Origin of the sequence: Kitasatospora sp. SC0581, assembly GCF_048159585.1 — a bacterium.
In the GTDB taxonomy this organism is placed as follows: domain Bacteria; phylum Actinomycetota; class Actinomycetes; order Streptomycetales; family Streptomycetaceae; genus Kitasatospora.
The window spans coordinates 73,850-99,799 of record NZ_JBLRWA010000029.1 but is presented as its reverse complement, the minus strand read 5'-3'; the positions used below and the strand labels follow the sequence as shown (position 1 = coordinate 99,799).

Here is a 25,950-nt window from a genome sequence, read left to right as displayed (position 1 = left end):
CACCTCCGCGCCTCGATGATCTGGGTCGACGACCTCCTGCGAGACGCCGACTGATCGCAACCTCACACAGGCCCTAGAGCTGGCTCAGGATCGTCGGGTCCGTGATCTTCGTGTCCTCGGCCAGCATCATCGCCTTGCTGAGGATCACGGCCAGCAGGCGGTCGCCCTCGAAGGGGAGGTAGCCGGTCTGCGGGGCGGCCGCGGCGGACTTCGGGACGATGCACAGGTACTGGTCGTTCGGCGTCATCAGGATGTTCCCCGAGCCGAGGTGGATCTTGTACGTGTGGCGCTCGCCCTTCACGTGGAGGAAGCGGCCCTCAAGGGTGCAGCGGTCGGCTATCGCCAGCCGGGGCACGAGCCGCTCCAGCAGCATGCGGCGCGTCTCGGCACCCTGGCCGAGCTCACCGAAGCCGTACGACCTCCAGTAGTCCCTGAAGCGGCCCTCCGGTCCGCCGTCCTGCCAGGCCGGGTCGTTGCCGATGCTGGCCACGCCCACGAACAGGTCCACGTCGCGCAGGACTTCGGACAGCACGAGCGGCGGGACCTCGGCGAGCTGGACGGGCTTCACCGGCCCGGCGCCGGCCTCCGGCCACATGCGGTACTCACTGCCGTAGCAGTCCGCCGCGTTCTCCGGCGCGTCGATCGGGTAGAAGCGGACCTGGTCGGTGGCCAGACGCAGGTAACTGCCCGACTCGGTGGTGTCGTCCCCGTACTCGTCGCCTTCCCCGTGGATCCAGTACTCGGCGCGCAACCCCCACTGCGGCAGCGCACGGGTGGCGGGCGGGGCCGAGTCGTCGACCATCAGGCGCAGCTTGTTGCGCCACCCCCGGGCCGACGTCAGGGAGTGGAACTGGTGCTGGCGCAGGACGTGCGCGGCGAAACGGTTGGAGTACGTCCCTGTCGCGCGCTCGGCGTCGGTCAGCAGGTACACCTCGCGGTGGGCCTGCTTGAACGGCTGGGTGATCTCGTGCCGCTCCAGCCAGTCACGCCAGGCCACGACCTGGGCGGGCTCGTGGCCCACCGGGTGCCAGAGCCGGACCTCGGCCCCTTCGCGCACCGGGTCGTCGGTGAGGGTGCGCAGCTCGCCGTCCGCGAATCCGACGGTCGTGCCGTCGACCGTCCACAGCAGCCGTCGGGCCAGGGTGCCGACCAGGGGGTGGTCGAGGTACCGCTCGCGCCAGGCGGTGTACGGCCAGGTGCGGCGGCCGAGGAACTGCCGGTCCAGACGCTCGCTCTGGGCGGAGAGCATCTTGTCGATGTCCTTGACCGCTGTCTTCAGCTCCTTGAGCTGCTCGGCGTGGTCGCGCTTGACGGCGGCGGGCACGCTCTTGACCTCCTTGCCCGCGGCGTTGCGCCAGCCGAGGAACACCCTGGTGCCCCGGACCTCCAGGACCGCCGTGGCCTCGCCCAGACGCGGCTCGGCCCGGCCGACCCCGGTCAGCCCGTAGGCGGGGACGGCGATCTCCTCGACCTCCTCGCGGGACAGGCCCAGCGCCTCGGCCCGGGTCCGGAGCGCGGTGTCGAGCAGCTTGAGCGTGCCCTTGTACGTCACGCGGGTGGCCAGGCGGGCGAGTTCGGCGAGGGCCGCTTCGCCGTCGATGCGGGAGAGCGCGGTCGTGGCGGCGTTGGCGACCTTCGGGTTGCGCGGGCCGAGCCCGGGGATCTTCCTGAGGGAGGTCTCGACCAGCGCGCCGAGGGCGCGGGCGGTGTCCGGATGGGCCGGCAGCAGGGCGAGCATCCAGGTCAGTCCGCGCAGGGCGTTGGCGTTGTACGGGTCGTAGGCGCTGTGTCCGTCGGACCCGAGGAGTTCATGGTTCAGCGCGAAGGTGCGGCGGCCGACGAGGGCGAGCCAGGGCAGCAGGGTGGTCCGGACGCGGTCGGCACCGAGGGGGAGGATCAGGCGTTCGGCCCGCTGCTCCCACGGGCGGGAGGGCTTGGCGGCTGTGGCGGTCGTCGCGTGCCGCAGGAGTGCCTGCCAGTCGGGGTCGTCCAGGGTGTCCCGCAGGGCCTGCTCGGCCCATTCCTCACCGACGTTGAGGACGGGCTCGGTGAGCGTGCCGGCGAACTCGACGAGCGGCTTCCTGCCGTAGGTGTCCAGGGCCGAGCGCCGGTAGACGGCCACGACCTCGGGAGTGAGGGGGCGGCCGGCCCCGAGCTCGGCCTTGGCGAGGAGCAGGTGACGGCCGCTGTGCACCACGGAGTTCTCGTGGCCGAGCTCGTCGAGCTTCTCCGTGCGCTCCGCCGTGAGCCGGTCGCCGGGCAGACCGTGCGCGACGACAGCCAGCAGGATGAGAACGTTCCCGCGGGCGACCGGGCCGGCCTCGGCCGAGTGGTACTGCCCGACCAGCGCGTCGGCGAGCGCGGTCCGGGCCTCGGACGGCAGCGCGCGCAACTCGGCGAAGGCGCCGTCCCACCGTCCCTCCCAGTAGCCGCTGTGCCTCCCTGTTCCCAGCTTCAGCAGCTCGACGGCGAGGTCATCCGCCTCTCCTGCGTACTGCCGGACCAGCTCCGTGATCTCCTGGAAGTCCATCACCGTCATCCCCCCACCAGCGGAACGAGCTTCAGGAACGTGACCTCGGTGCCGAGGCCGAGCTCGACCTCCTCCTCCGCGTCGGTGACCTGGCGTTCCCCCACCAGCACCAGGAAGCCGTTGCCCGCGAACGCCCGGAGCGCCAGCTCGCTCTGCGCCTCCGGATCGATCCGGCGCGGTGTGCGCAGCGCGTACCCGTTCAGCACCCGCTCGGCATCGTGCGGCCGCACCAGCCCCTGGAACACCTGCGGTGCCTTCGCGTTGTACTCGGCGACCTCCTGGAACACCCTGCGCCGGATCAGCTCACGCACGGTGAGCCTCTCCTCGAGAACCTCCAGCCCCCACCCGTCGCTCCGGTCCCCAGCCGTCGTCTCGTCGACGAACATCACGATTGCCATGCCGTGAACAGTACGGGCCCACCCTGACACTGACGTCCGGCAGAGTGGCGCGGGATTGCTGGAGCCGGGCCACCCGTGCCCTGGCCGGCAGGCCGTGGACCGGCGGGTGGGGCGCCCGGAGGGGTGCCCCACCCGTGCGGCCCGCTAGGCGGCGTGGAGGGCGAGGGTCGGGGAGAGGCGGGCGGCCCGGACGGCCGGGTAGAGGCCGGCGACCGTGCCGATGAGCAGGGTGGCGGCGAAGCCCCCGGTGACGGCCCACGGGGGGACCACCCAGGGCAGGCCGCCCGAGGCGGCGAAGGCGTAGGTGGCGGCCGCGCCCAGGGCCACGCCGGCCAGTCCGCCCAGTCCGGAGAGCAGGAGGGACTCGGTCACGAACTGGAGGCGGATCTGGCCCCTGGTGGCGCCCAGGGAGCGGCGCAGTCCGATCTCGTGGCGCCTCTCCAGCACCGAGATGATCATCGTGTTGGCGACCCCGACGCCGCCGACCAGGAGCGCCACCCCGCCCAGCCCGAGCAGGAGGTCGGTGAACGCCCCCTCGGTGGCGGCCTTGGCCTGGAGCGCCGAGGAGGGGTCGGTGACCTGCACGTTGTGCGGGTTCTGCGGATCGACGGTGCGGGGGATCAGCTCGCGGACCGCGCTGACCGTCCGGTCCGTCGACCGTTCGTAGATCTGGGTCGGGTGGCCGTCGAAGCCCAGCAGCGTGCCGGCGCCGTCCCAGCCGACCAGGGCGGCCCGCTCGATCTCGGGAGCCAGCGGCAGCGGGTCGAGGATGCCGATGACGGTGAAGTACCGGCCGCCGATGTGGACCTGCTGGCCGGGGGCGGTGATGCCCAGGCGCTGGGCCGCGACGTGTCCGAGCACCGTCGACGGGTAGCGCCCGTTGGCCTCGTTGAGCCAGGTGCCCGAGCCGACCGCGCCGCGTACGACGTCCAGCAGTCCTTCGGTGGCGGCCTTCACGGTGATGCCGCCGGTCTCGTCGTCGGGGATCTTCTCGCTGCGCCGGACGGACTGCGCCAGGTCACCGGTCGCGCCGACCTGTTCGACCCCGGGGACGCGGCTCAGCATGCCGACCGACTCCTCGGGCAGCTTCACCTTCTCGCCGAACAGCCCCTGGCCGGGGGAGGCCACCAGCAGGTTGGTCCCCAACCGGTCGAGCTGCCGCAGGAGTTGGGCCTTGCTGGAGGAGGAGATGCCGACCACCGCGATCATGGTGGCGATGCCGATGGCGATGCCCAGCGCGGACAGCACCACCCGCAGCGGCCGGGTGCGCAGGCCGGCCGAGCCGACGTGGAGGACGTCACGGGGGCCGAGCCGGGCCGGGGAGAGCCGTGTGCGGCTCATCGCTCCTCACCCCGATCGGCCGGGACGGCGGCGCCGGTGCGCAGGTCCGCCACGACGCGGCCGTCGCGGATCCGGACCTGGCGGGGCAGGCTGTCGGCGATCTCGCCGTCGTGGGTGATCACCGCGATGGTGGCACCGTCGGCGTTGAGGTCGTGCAGCAGCTCCATCACCGCTTCGCTCGAGGCGGAGTCCAGCGCGCCGGTCGGCTCGTCGGCCAGCAGCAGGTCCGGCTCGCCGACCACCGCCCGGGCGATCGCCACCCGCTGCCGCTGGCCGCCCGACAGCTCGTGCGGCCGGTGGTGCATGCGGTCCGCGAGCCCGACCCGTTCCAGGGCCAGGGCCGCGCGCCTGCGGCGCTGGGCGCGCGGCAGGCCCGAGTAGAGCAGGCCCTCGGCGACGTTGTCCCGGGCGCTGACCCCGGCCACCAGGTGGAATGACTGGAAGACGAAGCCGATGTGCCGGGCGCGCAGGGCGGACAGCCGGCGGTCGGAGAGGGCGGCGACGTCGTGGCCCGCCAGGGTGACGGATCCGGCGCTGGGCCGGTCCAGGGTGCCGACGATGTGCAGCAGGGTGGACTTGCCCGACCCCGAAGGGCCGACGATGGCGAGCAGTTCGCCGCTTCCGATGCGCAGGTCCACCCCCTGCAGCGCCACGACCCCGCCCGGATACTCCTTGGTGACCTGGTTCAACTCGACCACCGCGCTCATGACGTGGGCACCCCGACCTTCATTCCCTCGGCCAGGCCGGTCCCGCTGACCTCGACCCGGCCCTGTCCGAACATGCCGAGCTCGACCGGGACTTCGCGCACCTTCCCGTTCTCCACGACCTGGATGCCGAAGCCCCCGCCGGTCAGCGCGAGCAGGGCGTTGACCGGTACCGTCAGCACGCCCTCGCGGACCTCGCCCTCGAGCTCGACGGTGACCGGCGCCTGGTCGAAGCCCTCGGCCTGCCCCGGGTCGTCGAAGACCACCCGGGCGGTGATCTTGGCGGGCTTGTCCTGGGAGCCCTGCTCCTTGCCGTCCTCACCGATGGTGCGGTCGACGGAGGCGACCTTGCCCTTGGCCCTGCCGCCGCCGGGCAGAGCGACCTCGACCCGGGTACCGGGCTTGGCGAGGTCGGCCCGGGAGACCTCGATCCTGATCTGCACCTGCCGTTCGGAGCCGGTGGTGGTGAGGACCGGCTTGCCGGGAGCGGCCTGGTCGCCGACGGCCGCGTCGTTCTTCTTGATCCGCACCGGACCGGGCGAGAAGGCGATCTGCTCGGGGCCGATCTCGCCGGTCTGGGCCAGACCGTGGGCCTTCTGCCAGCGCTTGACCGCCTCCACGGTGCCGGGGGTGAACTCCTCGTCCGCGGCCAGCCCCTTGCCGTGGCCCAGGGCGCGGAGGTTCTCCTTCAGCTGTCTGACGTCCGGCCCCTTGTCGCCGGCCTTCAGCGTCCGGTACACGGGGCGCTCGCCGACCATGAGCCGGACCTTCCGGCCGTCGACCTCGTAGAGGACCCCGTCGCGTTCCACCACCGCGCCGGCCTCCGGGAGCCAGGTGAGGGTGCCCGTCACACCGGCGTTGAACCGGCGCTCCTCGGCGTACCCGAGGGTCCCGTCCACCTGGGTCCGGCTGCTCAGGTCCTGTCGTTCCACCGAGCCCGTGCTCGGCGGCAGCCCGTCCGTGCGGTCCGTGCCGGCGCTCGCGCCGCCGCCGGTCTGCGAGAGGGCCGTGACCCCGCCCACCAGCGAGACCGAGGTGACCAGCGCGGCGATCAGGTACGTTCGGCGGCTCCGCCCGCGCTCACTCCGCATTCTGACCACTGCACGCCTTGTTCGCCTTGTCGAACCTGTCCTTGTCGGGGCCCTCCGGGACCTTCATCGCCTGTCCCGACATCGCCGAGTCGCCGTCGAACTTCGGGTCCGGCATGTCCACACCGTTACCGCGCATGCACTGGGCGAACTTGAGCGCCCTGTCCTTGTCGGCCTGGGACATCTTCGCGCCGCCCGCGCCACCGGCTCCACCGCAGGCCTTGAGGGCTTCCGCCATCTTGTCCTGGCCGCCCTCGAGGACCAGGCCCCGCGGGTCCTGGCCCGGCTCCGGCTCCTTCACCTGGGCGCCGTGTTCGCGCAGGCACTTACGGTGCTCGTAGGCCTGGTCCGCCGCCGCGCCCCTGCCCGACGAGTCCGAGCCGGCGCCCCCGCCGGAGCCCGTGGCGCCTCCGCCACAGGCCGCGGTGAACAGCGCCATCCCCGCCACCAGCACGGCCGCCGCGCCGTACCTGTGGTTCCGCATGTGGTTCCGCATGGAATTCCTCCGTGTCCGATTGCGAGTGGCCGGCCACCGCGTCCGATACGTCTCCGATGCCGGGTGACCGACGACGCAGAGGCTGGCACGCACCCGCGTTTCGCCGCTGTCAGCCGAGACCTTTACGGCGACGAAAGGTGGCTTTCAGGTACACCTGATGTCATGCGTGTACTGATCGTGGAGGACGAGGAATTCCTGGCGGACATGATCGCCGAGGGATTGCGGCGCGACGCCCTGGCCGTCGACGTCGTGTACAACGGCGCCGACGCGCTGGAACGGCTTCGCCTCACCGACTACGACGTGCTCGTACTCGACCGCGACCTGCCCGGAGCGCACGGCGACGAGGTGTGCCGGAGCGTCGTCGAGCAGCGGCTGCTGACCCGGGTGCTGATGCTCACCGCCGCCGGCACCGTCCGCGACCGCGTCGACGGCCTGGACCTGGGCGCGGACGACTACCTCACCAAGCCGTTCGCCTACGAGGAACTGCTGGCCCGGGTCCTGGCCCTCGGCCGCCGCACCCACCCCGCCCTTCCGCCGGTCATCGAACGTGCCGGCATCACCCTCGACACCGCCCGCCGCCAGGCCTTCCGGGAGGGCCGCTACCTCGCCCTGTCCCGCAAGGAGTTCGGCGTCCTGGAGGTGCTGATGCAGGCCGAGGGCGCCGTGGTCAGCGGTGAGGACCTGATCGACCAGGTGTGGGAGCGGAACATGGGATACCGCACCAACGCGGTCCGGGTCGCCCTCAGCAAGCTCCGCGCCAAGCTCGGCGAGCCCTCGGTCATCGACACCGTGCCCGGCCACGGCTACCGCATCGGCGTCCCGGCGTGAGGCGCTCCGCCCCGGTCGGCCCGAACCGCCTTCCGCTGCTTCCGCTGCCGGGCAGAGCACGTCGGCGGCTACCGGGCAGAGCACGCCCGCGGCTGCCGGGCGGGGAGCGGGGCCGGCTGACCATGCTCTACGGCGGGCTGCTCGTCCTCGCCGGGGCCATGCTCATCGTCCTGGTCAACTTCCTGGTCCGGGAGGGGCTGTACACCTCGATCAGCACGGCCGTCGCCGTCGAACCGCGACTGGCCACACTGGCGACCCCGGACCCCGCCGCGGCGGCGAAGACCCTCACGGTGGGGACCGCCGCACCCGCGAACGCCCCACCCGGGAGCGCCCCCGCCGGAGCCGACCCCGCCGACGGCGGACAGTCCCACTTCCAGGCCGTCAAGGTCGTCACCCAGGCCGCCGAGCAGGCCGCCCAGAACCAGCTGCTGACCGTCTCCCTGATCGCCCTGGCCGCCTTCGCCGTCATCTCGATGGCACTGGCCTGGTGGATGTCGGGACGGGTGCTGCGCCCGGTGGCGGTGATCACCAACACGGCGCGGCGGCTCTCGGGCGAGAACCTGCACGAGCGGATCGCCCTCGACGCACCCCCGGGCGAACTCAAACAGCTCGCCGACACCTTCGACGACATGCTCGACCGCATGGAGCAACTGGTCGGTGCGCAGCAGCGGTTCGCGGCCAACGCCGCACACGAACTGCGCACTCCGCTCGCGGTGCAGCGGGCCGCGGCCGAGATCGGGCTGGCCACCGGGGACCCGGCCGCCGTCGCCCGGGTCCGCCGCAAACTGATCGAGGTCTCCGAGAGCAGTGAACGGCTCATCGAGGGCCTGCTGTTGCTGTCCGTCTCCGACCAGAGGCTGGACCACCGCGAACCGGTCGCACTGGACCGGCTGGCCCGCGCGGTGGCCGCCGAGTGCGCCGCCCCGGAGGAAGCCCGGGCGAACGGCGTCACCGTCCGGACCGACACCGCCCCCGTGTCCGTCGACGGTGATCCGGTGCTGCTGGCACACCTGGTACGCAACCTGGTCGGCAACGCCCTGCGCTACAACCACGACGGCGGCCGGGTCGACGTCGACGTGCGCGACGGCGTCCTGGAGGTCGCCAACACCGGCCCCCAGGTGCCGCCGGAGACGGTCCCCTACCTCTTCGAGCCCTTCCGCCGCCTCCAGGAGCGTCGGCACAGCCCGCGTGAGGGCGCGGGCCTGGGCCTGTCCATCGTCGCCTCCATCGCGCGCGCCCACCACGCCACCGTCACCGCCGACCCCGGCAGCACGGGCGGACTGCGCGTCCGGGTCGAGTTCCCCACGGCCTGACCCGGCGGCCAGGGGCACCCGCAGGGCACGCGATCGGCCTCGCCCACCGCCCCGGCGCCTACTGGGCGGTGGGTTCCCGGGTCGCCGTGCGGTAGAAGTTCAGCGAGACCGGTCCCTTCGTGCTGGTCGCCTCCGGGCTCTTGCCCGTCATCTTCCGCTTCTCGGCAGCGTGGTACCGGAGGTCCTCGACGCTGTCCGCCGGCGGGACCGGATTGTCGGCCTCGAAGAGCTGGGAATGTCCCGAGTCGGCCACGACGAAGGTGTCCCCGTGCATGTTGGCCTGGCTCTCGCCCGCGTCGCCGAAGTTCGCTGCCACCAGGATGTGGACGCCTTCGTACGGTTCGTTCCAGAGGCTCTCCGCGGCGTTGTCCGAGCATATTTGGAGGCGGACCTGAACGCCCTTCACCGTGGTCTCGAAGTTCTCCTGCCCGATGGCGAAGAAGCCTTGCTCCATCTCCTCCGGTGAACGGTCCGGAGCTCCTCCCCAGTCCGGCGCCTCGAAACGCTTCGTGTAGGTCTTCGGATCCTGGCCGCCCTGGAAGACACGCGCGTAGTTGTCGAACACGGTCACGTTGCCCGACCCGTCGGGGTCAGGTCCTTGCTCCCAGATCTCCTCCAGCTCCGCTACCGAGTCCTTCGCGTATCCGTTGTCGGCACCCATGTTCTCCTTGAGCCGCTTCCGGCCCTCCTGCTGTTCGGCGCGCGCCTGGTCCGATTCGTGCGCGTCGAGGGAACGTCGGCGGCCGATGGTTCCCGGCACCACCAGGTAGTTGCTGGGCAGGATCGCCAGGCGGTCGGCGAGCCACTCGTCCACGCCGGCCGCCTGGTCCCCGCTCAGGAAGTGGGTGCCCTGGCCGCTGAAGTAGTACTCCGGCGCGGTGAAGATGTACACCTGCTCCGGGTCGTACCGCTTGCTCCATTCGAGGAACGCGGTGTCCAGCGCCTCGCCCAGGAGCTTCTTCTTCTTATCCAGCTCGACGGCCGACCACTGCGCACCCGCTTTCATCACCTTGTCCGTGGGGGCCTGGACACTGGCGATGTGGACACCGGTCCTGTCCGCGCCGATCTCCGTGTCATGGGGATCGAACGTCTCGCGCGCCCACGGCTCGGTGCTCCCGAGGCGCCCGCCGGCGGCCTCCGCGAGGTTCGCCGCGACCTCGCGGTCCTCCTCCGCCGACGCGCGCTGCACCGCTACGTCGGTACGGGTGCCGACGGCGGCTCCGCCCTCGGCCCGCGCCGGCGGATGCACCGACCGCCGCATGACGCGAACGGCGTTGGCCTCGGCCTCGCGTTCGAAGCGGTCGGAGGGGTCGGAGACCTTCACCCCGGTGCCGTCGTCCGTTCCGGCGACGGGGCCTTGGCGCTGCTGGATGACGTGGGTGAGTTCGTGGGCGAGGGTGTGCTTGTCGCCTCCGCCCTCGCCGATGACGACGTGGTGGCCGGAGGTGTAGGCGCGGGCGCCCACGTCCACTGCCGAGGCCCGCGCGGCCGCGTCCGTGTGGATGCGGACGTCCGAGAAGTCCGCGCCGAGCCGGCCTTCCATCTCGGCGCGCGTGCCGTGGTCGAGCGGACGCCCCGGGGAGCGCAGCACGTCCTGGACGGTGGAGCGCTGAACGGCGTGTTCGGTCTGCCCGTGGTCGAATTCGTCGCCCTGCCTGGGCTCTTCCTGAGCCCCTGGCCGTCCGGTCCGGCGGAGCATCCGGACGACCGCCGCGTTGCCGACGCTGCGCTGGAGGGCCAGGAGAGGCGGCGCGCCCCCGATCGCGGGCTTGCTCGCCGGTGGACGGCTGCGCTCGGCCTCATCGGTCTTCGCGCTGTGCTGGGCGTGCATGGTCTCCCTCTCGCACGGCAGGCGGTCACCCTCCTGACTAACAGACGGGCAGGGGCTCCACCAGAGGCGCGAAGGCAGTCCGGGCTGCCTGATCGGGCACGACGCGCTGCCCGTCGCGCAGACACGGCCACCGTTCGGCCGTACGCCATCGCCCTGCGCGAGGGCCTGCTACGGCACCCGGCCTCCGGTGCGGGCCGCACTTGCCCCCGGGTGGGCTGCGGGACGAGGCTGGAGGGGAGAGGGAGACGGGTGCGGGAGGCGTCGTTCGTGGACGGAGACGAGCCTGCCGGCCGGTCCGCCAGCGGGCACCGGAGTGTGCCGCACACGGCCGACCTGCGGGTCGAGGCCTGGGCGCCGACGGCGGAGGGCTGTATCGGCGAGCTGGTGCACGGCGTCGTCGGCAGTTTCGCCGACCTGGCCGGCGCGCGGATCGTCGGCGAGCGCGGCTGCACGGTCCTCGCGGTGAGCGATCCGGACCTGCTGGCGGGCGTCCTGGAGGAGGTCGTCTACCGGATGGACGTCGACGGCGAGCTGCCGGTGGCGGTGGCGGTCGGTCCGATCGAGGGCCTGGACGGCGCCCGTCGGGTGGCGGTCCGGTTCCGGATGGCCGATGCCGCCACGGCCGCCCTGGTCGGCGCCGTGCCGAAGGCCGTCTCACTGCACGACCTGGACCTGAGCGCCGGGCCGGACGGCTGGACCTGCCAGGCCACGGTGGACGTCTGAGACCGGTCCCGGCGCGGTGGGCCGGAGCCGCGGGAGCGGGGTGAGCGAGGTGGAGATCGCACTGACCGAGGCCGGCCGGTACCGCTGGCGGATCGAGCCGCGCCCGCCGATGCGGGTGCCCGGGGTGGTGTTCGCGAGCGCCGCGCTGCTGCCGCAGGCCGCCGGGGACAAGGCGCTGGAGCAGGTGGCGAACGTGGCGACGCTGCCCGGGATCGTCCGCGCCTCCTTCGCGATGCCGGACGTGCACTGGGGCTACGGCTTCCCGATCGGCGGGGTCGCCGCGACCGACGTCGAGCGGGGCGGGGTGGTCTCGCCGGGCGGGGTGGGCTTCGACATCTCCTGCGGGGTCCGGCTGCTGGCGGCCGGGGTCGGCCGGGACGAACTCGACCCGGAGCGGATCGGCCGACTGATGGACCTGCTGGACCGCACCGTCCCGCGCGGCCTGGGCCGGGGCGGCCTGTGGCGGCTCGGCGGACCGGAGGAGCTGGACGAGCTGCTGATCGGCGGCGCCCGCTACGCCGTCGAGCACGGCCACGGCGTGCCGCGCGACCTGGAACGCTGCGAGGACCGTGGCGTGCTGGCCGGCGCGGCTCCCGGGGAGGTGAGCACCCGGGCCGTCGAGCGCGGGCTGCAGCAGGTCGGCAGCCTCGGATCGGCCAACCACTTCCTGGAGGTGCAGGCCGTCGACCGGGTGCACGACCCGCGGACCGCCGCCGCCTTCGGACTGCGGCCGGGCCAGGTCTGCGTCATGATCCACTGCGGTTCGCGCGGCCTCGGCCACCAGATCTGCACCGACCACGTCCGCGCCATGGACCGCGAACTGCACCGCTACCGGATCGAGCTCCCGGACCGCCAGCTCGCCTGCACCCCGGTCGACTCCCCGCGCGGCCGCGCCTACCTGGGCGCCATGACCGCGGCCGCCAACTACGGCCGGGCCAACCGGCAGCTGCTCGCCGAGGCGGCCCGCCGCGCCTTCGCCACCGTGCTCGGCGTCGGGCTGGAGCTGGTCTACGACGTCTCGCACAACCTCGCCAAGCTGGAGACCCACGAGGTCGACGGCGAGTTCCGGACGCTGTGCGTGCACCGCAAGGGCGCCACCCGGGCGCTGCCGCCGGGCGACCCCGACCTGCCCGCCGACCTGGTGGAGGCCGGGCAGCCGGTGCTGGTGCCGGGCACCATGGGCACCGCCTCGTACGTCATGGTCGGCTTGCCCGGCAACGAGGCCTTCCGCTCCGCCTGCCACGGCGCCGGGCGGGTGCTGAGCCGCCACCAGGCGCTGCGCACCGTGCGCGGCGAGCGGTTGAAGTGCGAGCTGGAGGCGCGGGGGATCGCGGTGCGGCCGGCCTCCTGGCGGGCGCTGGCCGAGGAGACCCCCGAGGCGTACAAGGACGTCGACGCGGTGGCCGCCGTGACCGAGGCCGCGGGGCTCGCCCGGCAGGTCGCCCGGCTGGTGCCGCTGGGGGTGTGCAAGGGGTGAGACACCCTCCGTTTCGGCCGCGTCCCTCGACTCGCCCGGCCGGGCGCGCTTGGATGTCGGACGCGTCCGTCACCGGGGCGCGTCCGGCGACGGATCGCATCCCGTCGCTGGAGCCCGTCCGGCACCGTCGGGCGCGTCCCTCACAGGAGGTGGTCATGCCGGGAAGCCCGGATCCAGCCGTCGACCGCCGGGGCACCGGAGGCGGTCCGGTGATCGAACTGCGGGCGCTCACCAAGCGCTACGGCAGTACGGTCGGCATCGAACAGCTGGACGTGTCGGTCGAGGCCGGCGAGGTGTTCGGCCTGCTTGGCCCCAACGGCGCCGGCAAGACCACCACGCTGCGCTGCCTGGTCGGCCTGCTCGGCCCCAGCGACGGGCAGGTGCGGGTGCTCGGCCTGGACCCGGTGGCCGACCACGGCCGGCTCGCCCCCTCGATCGGCTACCTGCCCGGCGAACTGCGGCTCTACCCCGAGCTCACCGGGCAGCAGACCCTCGACCTGCTCGCCGCCCTCCAGGGCGCCCCGGTCCCGCGCCAGCGCGAGCTGTGCGAGCGGTTGAAGCTCTCCCGGGCCGACCTGGCCCGGCCGGTGGGGCAGTACTCGCGCGGCATGAAGCAGAAGCTCGGACTCGTCCAGTCGCTCCAGCACCGGCCGCCGGTGGTGGTGCTGGACGAGCCGAGCGAGGGGCTCGACCCGCTCGTCCAAGAGACCTTCTACGAACTGCTCGCCGAGGAGGCCGCGGCCGGACGGACCGTCCTGCTCTCCAGCCACGTGCTGCCCGAGGTGCAGCGGACCTGCGGCCGGGTCGCCATCGTCCGCCACGGCCGGCTGGTCACCGTCCGCTCGGTGGCCGAGCTGCGCCAGGCCCGGGCCCGCCGGGTCCGGCTGCTCCTCGACGACGGGCGGGGCGCCCGGCCGCTGGGCGCCGCCGAGCGGTGGTCGCCGCGCTGGGACGGCCCGCGGGTGGAGCTGCTGGTGCCGCCGGACGAGGTGGTCGCGGCGGTGCGCAGCCTGCTCGCCGAACTGCCGGTCGCCGACCTGACGGTGGAGGAGGCGGGCCTGGACGAGGCCTTCCTCGACCTCTACCGGTCCGTCGGGGCCGAGGAGCCTTCGACCGGCGGCAGCCGGCCGGAGCGGGAGGAGCGGCCGTGAACCCGGGCACCGTCAACCGCCGCCTCCCGCTGGTCTGGCTCGCCCTGCACCGGCGGCGCCGGATGCTGCTCTCCCTGCTGTTCGGCATGGTCGTCTTCGAGGCCCTGATCGTGGTGATCGCCGGGACCATCCCGCCCGGCGACCTGTTCGGCGGCGGCCGCACCCCGCCCGGCGCGTTCAAGGCCTTCAGCGGTTCCAACGGCGACGTCTCCATCGCCAGTTACCCCGGCCTGCTCGGCGCCGGGCTCACCCACCCGTTCTGGATCGCCCTCCAGCTGACCGTGATCGGCTCGCTCGGCGCCGCCGCCGTCGCGGCCGACGTCGAGTCCGGCACCATCGAGCTGCTGATGACCCGCCCGGTCTCCCGCCGCCGGCTGCTCGCCGAGCGGACCGGCGCCCTGGTCGCCGCCTCGGTGCTGCTCAACGCCGCCGCCACGCTGACCCTCGCGCTCGGGGTGGCCGCCTCCGCGCCGCTGCGCGAGGCCGTCCCGGAGGGCGCGGTGTTCACCGCCGGACTGCTCGGCTGCGCCCTCGCGTTCTGCCTGACCGGACCGGTGCTGGCGGTCTCAGCGGTCAGCCGGCGGCGGGCCCATGTGGTCGGCGCGGCCGTCGCCTTCGGCGCGGTCGGCTTCGCGCTCAACTTCGTCGCGCTGGCCTGGTCCCCGGCCCGGCCGTTGCGCTACCTCAGCCCGTTCCACTACTACGCGCCGGGCGACGTGCTCGGCCACGGCGGGGTGCCGTGGGCGGCGTTCGGCGTGCTGCTCGGGGTGGGGCTGCTCGGGCTGGTGGCGGCCTTCCGGCTGCTGGAACGGCGGGACCTGGCGGTCTGATCCCGGGGCGCGGTGTGGGGCTGGTGGGCGGCCGGTCGGCGGGGGTGCGGCCGGTCAGCCCCAGGTGCGGGCCGCGGCCAGCAGGTGTTCGCGGACCAGGGCCACGTGCGGGTTGGCCGAGCCGGCCGGGCGGCGCACCAGGTAGGCGGTGTTGATCGGCGGATCGGCCGGCTCGTGCAGCAACCGCAGGGCCCCGGAGGCGAGTTCGGCCCGGCACAGGTAGCCGGGCAGCACGCTCCAGCCCGCGCCCGCGGTCACCGCCGAGAGCAGCGCCCGCAGGTCCGGCACGGTGACCGCGGCCCGGGCGTGCAGCCGCCGGTCGAAGACGTGCCGCCAGTAGCGGCGGGCGATCGGCAGGTCCTCGGCGTAGCTGAGCAGCGGTGCCTCGGCCAGCGCGTCGGGCAGCTCCCGGCCGGCCAGCCGCTCGGCCCAGACCGGGGCCGCGACCAGAACGAACTCCTCGTCGGCGAGCGGTTCGGCGAGCAGCGTCCGGCCGCGCGGACGCCGGGTGGCGACCACCAGGTCGTGCTGCCCGGCGCGCAGTTCCGCCAGCAGCGGGTCGGTGAGCCCGCCGGTCACCCGCAGCTGGACGCCCTGCGCGACCAGCGGGGCCAGCTCGGCCAGCAGGACGGTGCCGAGGAACTCGGCCGGCCCGGCCAGGTGCACCGGCTCCGGCGCGCCGCCGCCGCGCCCGTCGGCGAGGCCCGCGAGCCGGTCCAGGGGCCCGGCCAGGCGGGCGGCGAGGTCGTCGGCGTACGGCAGCGGGCTGACCCCGCGGGCCCGGCGTTCGAACAGCTCCCGGCCGAGCCGCTGCTCCAGTGCCCGGATCTGCGCGGTCACCGTGGACTGGGACAGGCCCAGCAGGTGCGCGGCCGCGGTGAAGGAGCCCGCCCGGTGCACGGCGAGGAAGGTCCGCAGCTGGTTGAGGTCCAGCGGGCCGGAGCCGGTGGCCGGGCGATCGCTCATGCCCGTGAGCGTACGGGATTCCGATGGCTCGGCGGTGGGCCCGATGGTGGCCCCGATGGTGGGTTCGGTGCTGAGCTCGGCGACCGGCTCGACGGTCCGGGTGAGGTATCGGAATCCCGATGCCTCGTATCGCGTGGCCCATTGGTTCCCGCGGGCCGGGCGCGTCTAGCGTCGACCGCGTGAGCGCCGCGGCGGACCGTCGTGGCGGAGACCGCGGCACCCCCGGAGGCACACCCCCATGGCCGACATCCTGTTCGTCCTGACCGGTTCGAAGGTCTGGACCCTGAACGACGGCACCGAGCACCCGACCGGCTTCTGGGCGGAGGAGGCGGTCGTCCCGTACCGGGCCTTCGCCGAGGCCGGCCACCGGGTCGCCGTCGCCACCCCCGGCGGTGTCGTCCCGGTCGCGGACCGGGCCAGTCTGACCGACCCGGCGATGGCCGAGGAACTGGCGGGGATCGCCGAGTTCCGGCAGCCGCTGGTGCTGGCCGAGGTCGACCCGGCCGACTACGACGCCGTGTTCTACCCCGGCGGCCACGGCCCGATGGAGGACCTGGCGGTCGACGCCGACTCCGGCCGGCTGCTCACCCGGGTGCTCGCCTCCGGGCGCCCGCTCGGAGTGGTCTGCCACGGCCCGGCCGCGCTGCTCGCCGCGCGGACCGAGGACGGCGGCTCGCCCTTCGCCGGGTACCGGGTGACCGGCTTCACCAACGCCGAGGAGACCCAGGCCGGCCTGGCGGACCGCGCGCCGTGGCTGCTCCAGGACCGGCTGGTCGGGCTCGGCGTGGACTTCGAGGAGGGCGAGCCCTGGGCGCCGCACGCGGTGGTCGACCGCAACCTGGTGACCGGTCAGAACCCGGCCTCCTCGGCCCTGGTGGCGACCGGGCTGCTGCGGCTGCTGAAGGACACGGGGAAGTAGGGGAAGTAGGGGAAGTAGCGGCGGAACGGCCGGTCCGTGCGGTCGCCCGTGCACGGGAGCTGCCTGAACGGGTGAGGAGCCCACGGCGGGTACGGCGCGGGCGGGTGCCCGCGCCGTACGGCCGTCCTCGGTGCCCGCCCTCGGGCTCCCCGCCCGGCCGGGCCGCCGTCAGTGCAGGTCGTAGGCGGTGAGGGGGTGCCCCGCCCAGATCCGGCGGGCGGCCTGTTCCGGGTAGCGGACGGTCTCCGAGCGGGCGTCCAGGACGCGGGTGAGCTGCTGGTCCGGATCGAAGGCGGGCCACCCCGGGTCGCCGGTGGTGGCGAACCGGACCCAGGCCCGGCGCAGCTCCGCCGACACCCGGACGGCCTCCGGCGGGGGCGGGTCGCCGAGCGACTGCCGCGCCGTCGGGCTGTCCAGGCTGCCGAACGCGAGCGGTACGTCCAGGCCGTGGCAGGCGCCGAGGACGCCGCCGAGGGCGGGGGCGGGCAGGGCGAGCTCGAAGAGGTACGAGGTGCCGCCGGCGGCCGCGTTGGCCTCGGCCAGCCGGAGGGACGGCACCCGGAACAGGGCGTCGGAGCCGACGGCTTCGAGGAGTTCGGAGGGCGTCGCGCCGGGGAGGGCGGACCGGTAGGCGTCCGGGCCGCCCGGCGTCGGCGCGAACGCCTTCAGCATGCGCCGCGCCTCCTCCTCGGTGAAGCCGCCGTGTCGGCCGCTGAGGACGCTGAACAGCCGGAACTCGTCCCGGGTGTGACCGACCAGCAGGTCCACGCCGGCGGTCAGCGCCGACCACGGGGAGCCCGGCAGGACCTCGCCGTCGACCACCGGGACGGTGGCGATGCCGCTCCGTGCCAGTCGGCCCCAGCGTGCGACGTGGTCCGGCAGCGCGGCATTCAGCTCGGTGACCGCCGAGGCCAGGCGCCAGGGGTGCACCTCGGCCAGCGCGGCGGCGGTGGGGACGGTGCCGAGCAGTTTCGCGAGCTCGGCGGTGACCTCGGCGGCCAGCGCGGGGGTGCAGTGGTTGCCCGGCACCGAGTGGGCGACGGCCCGCCGGAACAGGCCGCGGGCCGGGTCCATCGCCAGCAGGGCGGCGACCGAGCCGGCGCCCGCGGACTGCCCGGCGACGGTCACCCGGGCCGGGTCCCCGCCGAACCGGGCGATGTTGCGCCGCACCCAGTGCAGGGCGGCGATCTGGTCGAGGAAGGCCCGGTTGGCCGGGGCGCCCTCCAGCAGGGCGAAGCCCTCGGCGCCCACGCGGTAGTTGACGGCCACCACGACCAGCCCGGCGGAGGCCAGGGCGGTCGGGTCGTACAGCGGGTCGCCGGCGGTGCCGGACATGAACCCGCCGCCGTGGATCCAGACCAGGACCGGCAGCCCGGCCGCGCCCGGATCGGGCGTGCAGACGTCGAGCGTCAGCCAGTCGGTGTCCTCGGACGACTCGCCGGACCCGGCGGGCATCGGCCCGGACTGGGGGACGACGGGGCCGAAGGCGACGGCCTCGCGGACGCCGTCCCACGGCTCGGGGGCGGCGGGGGCGGCGAAGCGGAGGGCTCCGACGGGCGGCTGGGCGTAGCGGATGCCGCGGAAGACGGCGAGTTCCCGGCCGCCCCGCTGCTCGTGGTGCTGCTCCGAGTGCTGTTCCGGCTCGCGCCGCGGCTCCCAGCGGCCGCGGACGAGTCCTTCGGTGGTGCGGATGACGGGCTGCTCCGACATGTGGACGCTCCTCCCTCGGAAGGCTTCCCACGTTATAGGTCAGATGTATTATGTCAAGCGTATGGAAAAGATCCCGCAGGGTCCGCGGCCTCCGCAGCCCGCGGGGAGAATCCGAGGAGCCGCCGCCTATGCCCAAGCAGGTCGACCACCGGGAACGCCGCGAGACGATCGCCCGCGCGCTGTGGCGGGTCGTGGAGCGGCGCGGCGCCACGCACCTGACGATGCGCGAGGTCGCCCAGGAGGCGGGCATCTCGCTCGGGCAGCTCCAGCACTACTTCGGCTCCCGGGCGCAGATGCTCACCTTCGCGATGGACTTCGCCGGCGAGCAGAGCGGGCTGCGGGTCGGCCGGGCACTGGCGGAGCTCGGCGAGCGGCCGCACCCGCGCGACGTGCTGCGGGCGATGCTGGTCGAGCTGCTGCCCCTGCACGCCGACGCGCGGGCGACCAGCCGGATGAGCGCCGCCTACGTGCTGGAGGCGCTGCACGACGAGGAGGTCCACGCGCGGGCGCGCGGCGGACTGCTCCAGGGGCGGGCGATGGTCGAGCGGATCGTCCGGCAGGCGATCGCCGACGGGCAGCTCGCGGCCGACCGCGACCCGGTGGTGGAGACGGACCTGCTGCTCGCGCTCACCGGGTTCACCACGCTGCTGGAGCTGGACGTGGTCGAGCCCGCCGCCGTGCTCACGGCCGTCGACCGGCACCTGGACCGGCTGTTCGCGGCGCCGGGTGGTGCGGGCGGTGCGGGCGGTGCCGTCGGCGGTCGGTGAGGGGGCGGCGGTCGGTCCGGGCCCGGGGGCCCGGGGCGGGGCGTGGCAGGCTACCCGGGTAGCACCGCCGCCCGCGACCAGGAGCACCGCCATGGACCGACCCGCCGCCCTCCGACCCGCCGCCCTCCGACCCGCCGCCCTGCGCCTCGACGCCACCGCCTCCGGACACCCGGCGGGCATCCTGGACGCCGCCGAGCGGGCCGAACGCCGGGGCATGGACCGGCTGGTGGTCGCCGAGACCGCGTACGACCCGTTCCTCCAGCTCGCCCGGGCGGCGGACCGGACCGAGTCGATCGAGCTGGCCACCGGCATCGCGGTGGCCTTCGCGCGGACCCCGATGACGCTCGCCTACCAGGCCTGGGGGCTGCACGCGGCCTCCGGCGGACGGGCCGTCATCGGGCTGGGCTCGCAGGTCAAGCCGCACATCGAGAAGCGCTTCGGGATGCCCTGGGACCGCCCGGCCGCCCGGATGCGCGAGTACGTGCACGCGGTGCGGGCGATCTGGCACAGCTGGCAGACCGGCGAACGGCTGCGCTTCCGGGGCGAGTTCTACACCCACACGGTGATGACGCCGGTGTTCTCGCCGGATCCGGTCCCGTCCGGGGTGCCGCGCATCCTGTTGGCGGGCGTCGGGCCGCTGATGACCCGGACCGCCGGGGCGGTGGCCGACGGCTTCCTGAGCCACCCGTTCTCCTCCACCGCCTACCTGGCCGAGCAGGTGCTGCCGGGCCTGACCGAGGAACGGGCCCGGGCCGAGGCGGAGGGCGCTGCGTGGACGGAGCGGCCGTTCGAGATCGTCGGCAACGTGCTCACCGCCACCGGCCGCACCGAGGAGGAGCTGGCGGCCAACCGGGCCGCCACCCGCGAGCGGCTCGCGTTCTACGCCTCCACGCCGGCCTACCGCCCGGTGCTGGCGCAGCACGGCTGGGAGGGGCTCCAGGAGGAGCTGCACACCCACTCGGTTCGCGGGCGCTGGGCGGAGATGGCCGCGCTGATCGACGACGAGGTGTTCGACGCCTTCGCGGTCTGCGGTCCGGTCGAGGAGGTCGCGGGGGAGATCCACCGCCGCTACGCGGGGCTGGTCACCCGGCTGTCCGTCAGCCTCCCCGAGGACGCCGACCCGGAGCTGGGCCTGGACGTCCTGGCGGCGGTGCGGGCGCTGGGCCGACCGGAAGCGGACGCCGGATGATCGGGATGGACGGCCGACCGGGCACAGGGTGATGAAGTCCGGGCAGATTCGTGCAACGCGTTTCCGGTGGTGAGGGCGGGCGGCAGGATCGCGGTGGCAGGCAGGGCCGTCCCCGCGAGGACCGGCGGCCCCGGACCTGCCGCGTTGTGCGGGGCCTGTCGTGCCGTACGGACCGTTGCGCCGTACGGCCTGTCATGCCTCGGCCACCCGTTGCCGATCGTGGGGGTGTCCGCGTGTCCGTGTCCGACAACCGTCCGGCCGACTACGACCTGGCGGAGCGCTGGGACCCGGGAGCGAAGGCGTACGTCGACGCCCTGGCAGACCCGGACGAGTTCCTCCGCGTCTGCGCCGAGCTGACCGGCTTCGACGTGCCCGAGCTGCGCTCCACCGGCATGGCGGACGAGCACCACCGCACCACGCTGGCCCACCGGGTCCGCGACGAGCACGCCCTGGTCCACCTCTGGTACGTCGGCGCCTGGCCCGGCGAGGCGCCCTCCTCCGCCCGCGCCCACGACCAGGGGCTGGTCTGGCGGACCTTCCACGCCGTCCCGCCCGGCGCCGCCGCCCCCGGGCACGGCAGCTGGGCCGGCGCGCCCCGGGGCGCCGAGGTTCCGGGCCCCGAGGTCCGGGGAGGGGCGGAGATCCTGGGCGGGGCCGGGACATCGGGAGGCACCGCATCGCGGGGCACCGGGGCAGTGGCACCGGAGAACGGCGGTGAGGGCCGGTGACCGCCCGTTGGGACGCCGTCGTGGTCGGCGCGGGCTTCGCCGGGACACTGGTCGCCCACCGCCTGGGCGCACAGGGCTGGCGGGTCCTCGTCCTGGAGGCCGGACGGGCCGCGCCCACCGGCGCCGAGGCCGCCACCGCCCACCGCGCGGCCGGCGGCGGACCGCCCACCTCGCCCTACCCGCACAGCCCCGAGGCGCCGTCACCCGACGTCACCGACCTCACCGGGAACCCGGACGGCGGCTTCACCGCCACCGGCCACCTCCGCCAGTACGGGCCGCTGCCCTACGCCAGCGGCTACCTGCGCGCCAACGGCGGCACCGGGCTGCTCTGGACCGGACTCACCCCGCGCATGCACCCCGAGGACTTCCGCACCGGCGACCTCGGCCACGGCCGCAACTGGCCGATCGGCTACCACGACCTGGAACCCCACTACCGCGAGGCCGAACGGGAACTCGGCGTCGCCGCCGACGCCGAGGAGCAGCGCCGTGCCGTCGGACTGCCCATCCCGGACGGCTACGACTTCCCGATGCGGGCCATCCCGGCCAGCTACCTCGACCGGCAGCTGGCCCGGGCCCTCGACGGCCGGACCGTCCGCGACCCCGCCGTACGCGGCCCCGCCCGGCTCGCTGTCACCGCCACCCCGCACGCCCGCAACGGTGTGCCGACCAGGCCCGGCTCCGCCGACGGGCCGCTCTGCGCGGGCAGTTCCAGCTGTGTCCCGGCCTGCCCGAGCGGCGCCAAGTACACCCCGATGCGTACCCAGGCCCGCTGGGCGGCCGGGGTCGAACTGCGCACGGAGGCCGTCGTCAGCCGGGTGCTGGCCGACCCGGAGACCGGGCGGGCCCGGGAAGTCGAGTACCTCGCGGGCGGCATGACCCACCGGGTGACGGCGGACCTGGTCGTCCTCGCCGCGCACGCGATCGAGAACGCCCGGCTGCTGCTCCTCTCCGGTCTGGCCGACCGCAGCGACCAGGTCGGCCGGAACCTGATGGACCACCCGGCCCTGCTCACCTGGGGGCTGATGCCCCGACCGGTCGGCCCCTACCGGGGGCCCGGCTCCACCAGCGGCCTGGAGGCGTTCCGCTTCGGGCCCGGGCGGGACCGCCGGGCACCGTTCCGGATCGAGATCGGCAACTGGGGCTGGTCCTGGGCGGGCGGCGCGCCGGAGGCCGAGGCGGCGTCGCTGCTCGCGGCGGGCCTCCGGGGCAAGGAGCTCCGGGAGCGGCTCGGCGACCGGCTGGGCCGTCAGTTCTCGCTCCAGTTCGAGCTGGAGCAGCCCGCCGACCCGGCCAACCGGGTCACCCTCGACCGGGACCGGCGCGACCCGCTCGGCCTGCCGAGCCCGGCCATCCGCTACGACGTCTCCGAGTACGTCCGCGAGGGCATGGCCTCGGCCCGGGCCGTCTCCGACCAGCTGTTCGCGCTGCTCGGCGCCGAGGACCACACCGCCTACCCGGCGGCCGGATGGCCGGGACGGCTCGAACACCGGGGAACCGTCCACGGCTACCGGGGCGCCGGCCACGCCGGTGGCACCCACATCATGGGCGACTCGCCCGCCAACTCGGTGGTCGACCACTGGCAGCGGTGCTGGGAGCACCCCAACCTGTACGCCGTCGGCTGCGGGTCGATGCCCTCCCTCGGCACTTCCAACCCCTCGCTCACCATGGCCGCCCTCGCGCTGCGCAGCGCCGAGCGGATGCACCGCGACCTGCTGGAGCTGCACCGCCCGGCGGCGGTGGCGCCCCCGGCCGCCAGCCGTGTCCCCGTACCGCCCGTGTTCTCACCCGCGTCGTCCCCTTCGCCGTCCTCCTCGTCCTCGGAGCCCTCATGACCGGCCTGCCGCTGCCGCCCGTACCGGAGCCGTACCACCTGCCCTTCCACTACGGTGCGTTGCACAACGTCGGTGTCGACTACCTGGTCGACCGTGCGCGGGCGAGTGAACTGCTCGCCAAGCGCCACCCCGGGCTGAGCGTCGCCGCCTTCGACGGCGGGGCCTGCGTCTCGCTCAACTTCCAGCTCTACTTCGCCCAGTATCCGAACGGCGGCGGCATCACCCAGGAGCTGGAGATCAACCTGATCGCCCACCCGGTCTTCGCCGAGGAGCGGATGCCGGTGGTCAACTACGGCCAGTACGCCCGGGGTTACGACCAGACCAAGCTGCTCGGCATCGCGCGGCTGCACGTGCTCTGCGACAACCCGCTCGCCATCGACGCCGGGCGCCGGCTGTACGCCGAGCCCAAGCACCCGGGCTGGTTCGAGACCACCCTGCCCTCCCTCAACGCGCCCGACGTGCGCGAACGCTGGTCGGTCTCCTGCCGTCGGGCCGCCCTCGGGCCGGACGGGCTGAGCCGCCACGACGAGGAACTCCTCGCCCTGGACGTGAACCTGGTCGGCCTCACCCCCGAGTCCGTCAACAACACCCCGATCACCGGCTACGGCACCGACGACGAGGGCAAGCTGCTGGCCGGACCGCTCAACGTCTACCAGCCCTACCGCTACTACGCGCTGGACGACCGCACCGCCGACCGCGTCCGGCTCGACCTCGGCAACCCCGCCGAGGAGTCCGCCCGCGACCTCGCCCACCTGATCGCCGACGCCCCGGCGGCCGGGGTCTGGACCTACCAGTCCCCGCCGGTCGCCGCCCACAACCGCGCCTACTACGTCCGGTGACGGCCCCGGGCTCGGCTCCCGTCTTCGCCCCGGGCAGCACCGCCGTACGGCGGGACGTCGCCCACGGCCGGGTCTGGTCGGCCATGCCCTACACCGTGCTCGCGGACGACGGCGACGTCTTGACCCTCACCGCCCGCCCGGGGACGGAGAGCCTGGCCCCGGCCAGCTGGACCGTCGCCGCGCACGCCGGAGACGACGCCCTGCGCCTGGACTGCGTCCACGACCTTGCCTCCGGCCGGTGGGAACTCGACCACTGGACCTGGCGCGACACCGTGGTGCTCAGCCGCTTCACCGCCGGAGTGCCGTTCAGCGTGCACCGTTTCCTGACCCCCGACGGCCGGCCGCTGCGCTGGTACGTCAACTTCGAGCGCCCGTACCGCCGGACGGCCATCGGCATCGACACCCTCGACCTCTTCCTGGACCTCGTGATCACCCCCGATCTGTCGTCGTACAGCTGGAAGGACGAGGACGAGTACGCCCAGGCCCGGCGCCTCGGCGTCGTTGACGAGGCCACCCACCGGCAACTGGACCGGGCCCGGGAGCTCGCCCTCGCCCAGCTCCGGGACCGCAGCGGCCCGTTCGCCGCCGACCCGGACGCCTGGACGCTCCCGCCGGAGGGACCGCTGCCCACCCTCCCGGCCACCGCCCTCAGCACCCCCGCCGGCAAGTGGGATGAGGGCGGATCGGCGGACGGTTAGGGTCGCGCCCCTGCACGAAGGACGGCGAGGGGGCAGACACGACGGACACGACGGACACGACGGACGACATGGAGGCGCTCAAGCACCTGCAGGACGGCGGCGACTACCGGCGGCTCGCCGAACGGACCTCGAATCCCGACGTCCTGCGCCGACTGGCCATTGGCGAGTACCCGTTCGTCTGGCACGCGATCGCCGACAACCCGGCCGCCCCCACCGACCTGCTGGCGGCCTTGGCCGGGCGCCGGCAGCAGGTGTGGAACGACAATCGCCTCCTTCGCTTGCTCGCGGCTCACCCCGCCCTCACGGGCGAGGCGTTGGACGGCCTGGTCGATCTCGTCGGGGACCGCCTGCGGGAGGGCGACCGCCCGTACGCGGCCGTCCTGGAGCTGGCCCGCCGACCGGAGCTGTCGGCCGAGCGGCTGCGCCCGCTCGGCCGACAGCCCGGGGCCTCGGCCAGGCTGCGCCGGGGGATCACCCGGGCGCTGGCGGAGCGCCCGGACCGGTGAGCGCGGGCGGGACCGAGCCGGGCGCCGCGCCGCCCGCCGCCGCCCGCGACCAGCGACCGGCGAGGACCGTGCCGACGATCAGCTGGAGCTGGTGGTAGAGCATCAGCGGCAGCACCATCAGCCCGGCTTGCGCTCCGAACAGGACGGTGGCCATCGGCAGGCCGTTGGCCAGGCTCTTCTGCGAACCGCAGAGCACCGCCGCCACGGTGGCCGACCGGTCGAGCCCCAGCAGCCGGGCACCGAGCCCGGTGGCCGCCAGGGCGGCGGCGAGCAGGGCGAGCAGTACCGCGAGGAGCCCGAGCAGTGCCAGCGGGGTGGCCAGGCCCCAGATGCCCTGGGACACCGCCGCGCTGAACGCCGTGTAGACGACCAGCAGGATCGAGCCGCGATCCACCGGCGTGAGCACCCGTTTGTGCCGGGACAGCGGACCGCCGAGCCACGGCCGCAGCACCTGCCCGAGCAGGAAGGGCGCGAGCAGCTGCAGCCCGATCCGCAGCAGCCCGTCGGCGGACAGCTCGGTGTGCGAACCCAGCAGCCAGGCCGCCAGCACCGGCGTCAGCACCAGGCCCGCCAGGCTGGAGTAGGTGCCGGCACAGATCGCCGCCGGGACGTTGCCTCCGGCGGCGCCGGTGAGCGCCACCGAGGACTGCACCGTCGAGGGCACCAGACAGAGGAACAGCACCCCGGTCTGCAACGGCCCGGTGAGCGGGACGGGCGTGAGCAGCGCGGTGGCCACGCCGAGCAGCGGGAAGAGGACGAAGGTGGTGGCCAGCACCAGCCCGTGCAGCCGCAGGTGGCGCAGCCCGGCCAGGGTCTCGCGGGTGGAGAGCCGGGCGCCGTAGAGGAAGAACAGCAGCGCCACCGCGAGGTCGCAGGCCACTTCGGCGACCCGTGCCGAGGCACCGGAGGCCGGGAACAGCGCGGCCAGCCCGACCGTCCCGGCCAGCGCCGCCATGTACGGGTCCAGCCAGCGCGGCAGAAGCCTTCGGGAGCGGGGCCCGGAGCCGCGTTGCATCTGCGCCCGTACCTCGAGCGCCTTTGCCCCGCGGGGCCGCTCCCCGCGCGCCCGGAGCCCTGGTGGCTGCT

At 74.2% G+C, this 25,950-nt stretch carries 24 protein-coding genes; 14 read left to right on the top strand and 10 right to left on the bottom strand.

Going from position 1 to position 25,950, the window contains the following annotated elements; all coding sequences use genetic code 11:
• Nucleotides 1–73: 73 nt before the first annotated feature.
• The 6 genes from ACLWS4_RS30810 to ACLWS4_RS30785 form a co-directional block, all read right to left on the bottom strand.
• Nucleotides 74–2,530, bottom strand: a complete 2,457-nt coding sequence (locus ACLWS4_RS30810) for a DUF4132 domain-containing protein (protein ID WP_416875850.1) — start codon at nt 2,528–2,530, stop codon at nt 74–76.
• A gap of 5 nt (nt 2,531–2,535) precedes the next feature.
• A complete protein-coding gene (locus ACLWS4_RS30805; RefSeq protein WP_380777072.1) occupies nt 2,536–2,928 on the bottom strand; it encodes a hypothetical protein in 393 nt (130 codons plus the stop codon).
• A 144-nt stretch (nt 2,929–3,072) separates the two neighbouring features.
• The gene (locus ACLWS4_RS30800) at nt 3,073–4,269 is read right to left on the bottom strand and encodes an ABC transporter permease (protein ID WP_416875845.1); all 1,197 of its coding nucleotides are present in this window, start codon (nt 4,267–4,269) and stop codon (nt 3,073–3,075) included.
• The gene (locus ACLWS4_RS30795) at nt 4,266–4,976 is read right to left on the bottom strand and encodes an ABC transporter ATP-binding protein (RefSeq protein WP_416875844.1); all 711 of its coding nucleotides are present in this window, start codon (nt 4,974–4,976) and stop codon (nt 4,266–4,268) included. Before ACLWS4_RS30795 ends, ACLWS4_RS30800 begins: the two co-directional genes overlap by 4 nt.
• Nucleotides 4,973–6,064, bottom strand: a complete 1,092-nt coding sequence (locus tag ACLWS4_RS30790) for a peptidoglycan-binding protein (protein ID WP_416875843.1) — start codon at nt 6,062–6,064, stop codon at nt 4,973–4,975. The genes ACLWS4_RS30795 and ACLWS4_RS30790 overlap by 4 nt, the downstream gene beginning before the upstream one ends.
• A complete protein-coding gene (locus ACLWS4_RS30785; RefSeq protein WP_074003548.1) occupies nt 6,054–6,557 on the bottom strand; it encodes a hypothetical protein in 504 nt (167 codons plus the stop codon). Before ACLWS4_RS30785 ends, ACLWS4_RS30790 begins: the two co-directional genes overlap by 11 nt.
• Before the next feature lie 162 nt (nt 6,558–6,719).
• Here ACLWS4_RS30785 and ACLWS4_RS30780 point away from each other — a divergent pair, with 162 nt between their 5' ends.
• Together ACLWS4_RS30780 and ACLWS4_RS30775 are read left to right on the top strand one after the other, a co-directional pair.
• Nucleotides 6,720–7,385 carry a response regulator transcription factor gene (locus ACLWS4_RS30780; protein ID WP_049650922.1) on the top strand — a complete coding sequence of 222 codons (666 nt, stop codon included), beginning with the start codon at nt 6,720–6,722 and terminating at the stop codon, nt 7,383–7,385.
• 122 nt (nt 7,386–7,507) lie between these two features.
• Nucleotides 7,508–8,698 (top strand): ATP-binding protein, encoded by a 1,191-nt coding sequence (locus tag ACLWS4_RS30775; RefSeq protein WP_416875842.1) that lies wholly within the window; start codon nt 7,508–7,510, stop codon nt 8,696–8,698.
• A gap of 58 nt (nt 8,699–8,756) precedes the next feature.
• On the opposite strand, the gene ACLWS4_RS30770 is transcribed toward ACLWS4_RS30775, so the two are convergent.
• Complete coding sequence (locus ACLWS4_RS30770) at nt 8,757–10,529, bottom strand: DUF4157 domain-containing protein (protein ID WP_416875841.1); 1,773 nt, start codon at nt 10,527–10,529, stop codon at nt 8,757–8,759.
• A gap of 315 nt (nt 10,530–10,844) precedes the next feature.
• Between ACLWS4_RS30770 and ACLWS4_RS30765 the strand changes: the two genes are divergently transcribed.
• The 4 genes from ACLWS4_RS30765 (at nt 10,845) to ACLWS4_RS30750 (ending at nt 14,710) form a co-directional block, all read left to right on the top strand.
• The gene (locus ACLWS4_RS30765; protein WP_234348327.1) at nt 10,845–11,252 is read left to right on the top strand and encodes an archease; all 408 of its coding nucleotides are present in this window, start codon (nt 10,845–10,847) and stop codon (nt 11,250–11,252) included.
• A gap of 49 nt (nt 11,253–11,301) precedes the next feature.
• Complete coding sequence (locus ACLWS4_RS30760) at nt 11,302–12,729, top strand: RtcB family protein (RefSeq protein WP_416875840.1); 1,428 nt, start codon at nt 11,302–11,304, stop codon at nt 12,727–12,729.
• A gap of 155 nt (nt 12,730–12,884) precedes the next feature.
• Nucleotides 12,885–13,880, top strand: coding sequence for an ABC transporter ATP-binding protein (locus ACLWS4_RS30755; RefSeq protein ID WP_181970457.1), 996 nt, complete (start codon nt 12,885–12,887; stop codon nt 13,878–13,880).
• Entirely contained in the window at nt 13,877–14,710 is an 834-nt protein-coding gene (locus tag ACLWS4_RS30750; RefSeq protein ID WP_380741677.1) for an ABC transporter permease subunit, read from the top strand. Before ACLWS4_RS30755 ends, ACLWS4_RS30750 begins: the two co-directional genes overlap by 4 nt.
• A 54-nt stretch (nt 14,711–14,764) precedes the next feature.
• On the opposite strand, the gene ACLWS4_RS30745 is transcribed toward ACLWS4_RS30750, so the two are convergent.
• Complete coding sequence (locus ACLWS4_RS30745; protein ID WP_074003542.1) at nt 14,765–15,676, bottom strand: LysR family transcriptional regulator; 912 nt, start codon at nt 15,674–15,676, stop codon at nt 14,765–14,767.
• 238 nt (nt 15,677–15,914) lie between these two features.
• On the opposite strand from ACLWS4_RS30745, the gene ACLWS4_RS30740 reads away from it, so the two are divergent.
• Complete coding sequence (locus ACLWS4_RS30740) at nt 15,915–16,595, top strand: type 1 glutamine amidotransferase domain-containing protein (RefSeq protein WP_416875839.1); 681 nt, start codon at nt 15,915–15,917, stop codon at nt 16,593–16,595.
• Between the two features lie 168 nt (nt 16,596–16,763).
• Here ACLWS4_RS30740 and ACLWS4_RS30735 read toward each other — a convergent pair whose 3' ends face one another.
• On the bottom strand, nt 16,764–18,305 hold the full coding sequence (locus ACLWS4_RS30735; protein ID WP_049652502.1) for a carboxylesterase/lipase family protein: 1,542 nt from the start codon (nt 18,303–18,305) through the stop codon (nt 16,764–16,766).
• Nucleotides 18,306–18,433: 128 nt separating this feature from the next.
• Here ACLWS4_RS30735 and ACLWS4_RS30730 point away from each other — a divergent pair, with 128 nt between their 5' ends.
• The 7 genes from ACLWS4_RS30730 (at nt 18,434) to ACLWS4_RS30700 (ending at nt 24,864) form a co-directional block, all read left to right on the top strand.
• Complete coding sequence (locus ACLWS4_RS30730; protein ID WP_387971324.1) at nt 18,434–19,072, top strand: TetR/AcrR family transcriptional regulator; 639 nt, start codon at nt 18,434–18,436, stop codon at nt 19,070–19,072.
• Nucleotides 19,073–19,163: 91 nt separating this feature from the next.
• Nucleotides 19,164–20,261 (top strand): TIGR03617 family F420-dependent LLM class oxidoreductase, encoded by a 1,098-nt coding sequence (locus ACLWS4_RS30725; protein ID WP_416875838.1) that lies wholly within the window; start codon nt 19,164–19,166, stop codon nt 20,259–20,261.
• Between the two features lie 233 nt (nt 20,262–20,494).
• On the top strand, nt 20,495–20,989 hold the full coding sequence (locus ACLWS4_RS30720) for a hypothetical protein (protein ID WP_388049743.1): 495 nt from the start codon (nt 20,495–20,497) through the stop codon (nt 20,987–20,989).
• Nucleotides 20,986–22,821: a GMC family oxidoreductase gene (locus ACLWS4_RS30715; RefSeq protein ID WP_416875837.1), complete on the top strand. Its 1,836-nt coding sequence runs from the start codon at nt 20,986–20,988 to the stop codon at nt 22,819–22,821. The genes ACLWS4_RS30720 and ACLWS4_RS30715 overlap by 4 nt, the downstream gene beginning before the upstream one ends.
• Complete coding sequence (locus ACLWS4_RS30710; protein ID WP_049652491.1) at nt 22,818–23,660, top strand: hypothetical protein; 843 nt, start codon at nt 22,818–22,820, stop codon at nt 23,658–23,660. Before ACLWS4_RS30715 ends, ACLWS4_RS30710 begins: the two co-directional genes overlap by 4 nt.
• Nucleotides 23,657–24,358, top strand: coding sequence for a DUF402 domain-containing protein (locus tag ACLWS4_RS30705; RefSeq protein WP_416875836.1), 702 nt, complete (start codon nt 23,657–23,659; stop codon nt 24,356–24,358). Before ACLWS4_RS30710 ends, ACLWS4_RS30705 begins: the two co-directional genes overlap by 4 nt.
• A 68-nt stretch (nt 24,359–24,426) precedes the next feature.
• A complete protein-coding gene (locus ACLWS4_RS30700; RefSeq protein ID WP_416875835.1) occupies nt 24,427–24,864 on the top strand; it encodes a hypothetical protein in 438 nt (145 codons plus the stop codon).
• On the opposite strand, the gene ACLWS4_RS30695 is transcribed toward ACLWS4_RS30700, so the two are convergent.
• Complete coding sequence (locus tag ACLWS4_RS30695; RefSeq protein ID WP_416875834.1) at nt 24,830–25,879, bottom strand: bile acid:sodium symporter family protein; 1,050 nt, start codon at nt 25,877–25,879, stop codon at nt 24,830–24,832. The genes ACLWS4_RS30700 and ACLWS4_RS30695 overlap by 35 nt on opposite strands.
• Nucleotides 25,880–25,950: the final 71 nt, after the last annotated feature.

What these genes read in the sequence shown, in the direction of transcription:
- ACLWS4_RS30770 (WP_416875841.1), bottom strand. Translation starts at nt 10,529, where the DNA reads ATGCACGCCCAGCACAGCGCGAAGACCGATGAGGCCGAGCGCAGCCGT.
- ACLWS4_RS30805 (WP_380777072.1), bottom strand. Translation starts at nt 2,928, where the DNA reads ATGGCAATCGTGATGTTCGTCGACGAGACGACGGCTGGGGACCGGAGC.
- ACLWS4_RS30695 (WP_416875834.1), bottom strand. Translation starts at nt 25,879, where the DNA reads ATGCAACGCGGCTCCGGGCCCCGCTCCCGAAGGCTTCTGCCGCGCTGG.
- ACLWS4_RS30700 (WP_416875835.1), top strand. Translation starts at nt 24,427, where the DNA reads ATGGAGGCGCTCAAGCACCTGCAGGACGGCGGCGACTACCGGCGGCTC.
- ACLWS4_RS30775 (WP_416875842.1), top strand. Translation starts at nt 7,508, where the DNA reads ATGCTCTACGGCGGGCTGCTCGTCCTCGCCGGGGCCATGCTCATCGTC.
- ACLWS4_RS30725 (WP_416875838.1), top strand. Translation starts at nt 19,164, where the DNA reads ATGGACCGACCCGCCGCCCTCCGACCCGCCGCCCTCCGACCCGCCGCC.
- ACLWS4_RS30745 (WP_074003542.1), bottom strand. Translation starts at nt 15,676, where the DNA reads ATGAGCGATCGCCCGGCCACCGGCTCCGGCCCGCTGGACCTCAACCAG.
- ACLWS4_RS30710 (WP_049652491.1), top strand. Translation starts at nt 22,818, where the DNA reads ATGACCGGCCTGCCGCTGCCGCCCGTACCGGAGCCGTACCACCTGCCC.
- ACLWS4_RS30780 (WP_049650922.1), top strand. Translation starts at nt 6,720, where the DNA reads ATGCGTGTACTGATCGTGGAGGACGAGGAATTCCTGGCGGACATGATC.
- ACLWS4_RS30740 (WP_416875839.1), top strand. Translation starts at nt 15,915, where the DNA reads ATGGCCGACATCCTGTTCGTCCTGACCGGTTCGAAGGTCTGGACCCTG.
- ACLWS4_RS30800 (WP_416875845.1), bottom strand. Translation starts at nt 4,269, where the DNA reads ATGAGCCGCACACGGCTCTCCCCGGCCCGGCTCGGCCCCCGTGACGTC.
- ACLWS4_RS30735 (WP_049652502.1), bottom strand. Translation starts at nt 18,305, where the DNA reads ATGTCGGAGCAGCCCGTCATCCGCACCACCGAAGGACTCGTCCGCGGC.
- ACLWS4_RS30730 (WP_387971324.1), top strand. Translation starts at nt 18,434, where the DNA reads ATGCCCAAGCAGGTCGACCACCGGGAACGCCGCGAGACGATCGCCCGC.
- ACLWS4_RS30785 (WP_074003548.1), bottom strand. Translation starts at nt 6,557, where the DNA reads ATGCGGAACCACATGCGGAACCACAGGTACGGCGCGGCGGCCGTGCTG.
- ACLWS4_RS30755 (WP_181970457.1), top strand. Translation starts at nt 12,885, where the DNA reads ATGCCGGGAAGCCCGGATCCAGCCGTCGACCGCCGGGGCACCGGAGGC.
- ACLWS4_RS30795 (WP_416875844.1), bottom strand. Translation starts at nt 4,976, where the DNA reads ATGAGCGCGGTGGTCGAGTTGAACCAGGTCACCAAGGAGTATCCGGGC.
- ACLWS4_RS30810 (WP_416875850.1), bottom strand. Translation starts at nt 2,530, where the DNA reads ATGGACTTCCAGGAGATCACGGAGCTGGTCCGGCAGTACGCAGGAGAG.
- ACLWS4_RS30790 (WP_416875843.1), bottom strand. Translation starts at nt 6,064, where the DNA reads ATGCGGAGTGAGCGCGGGCGGAGCCGCCGAACGTACCTGATCGCCGCG.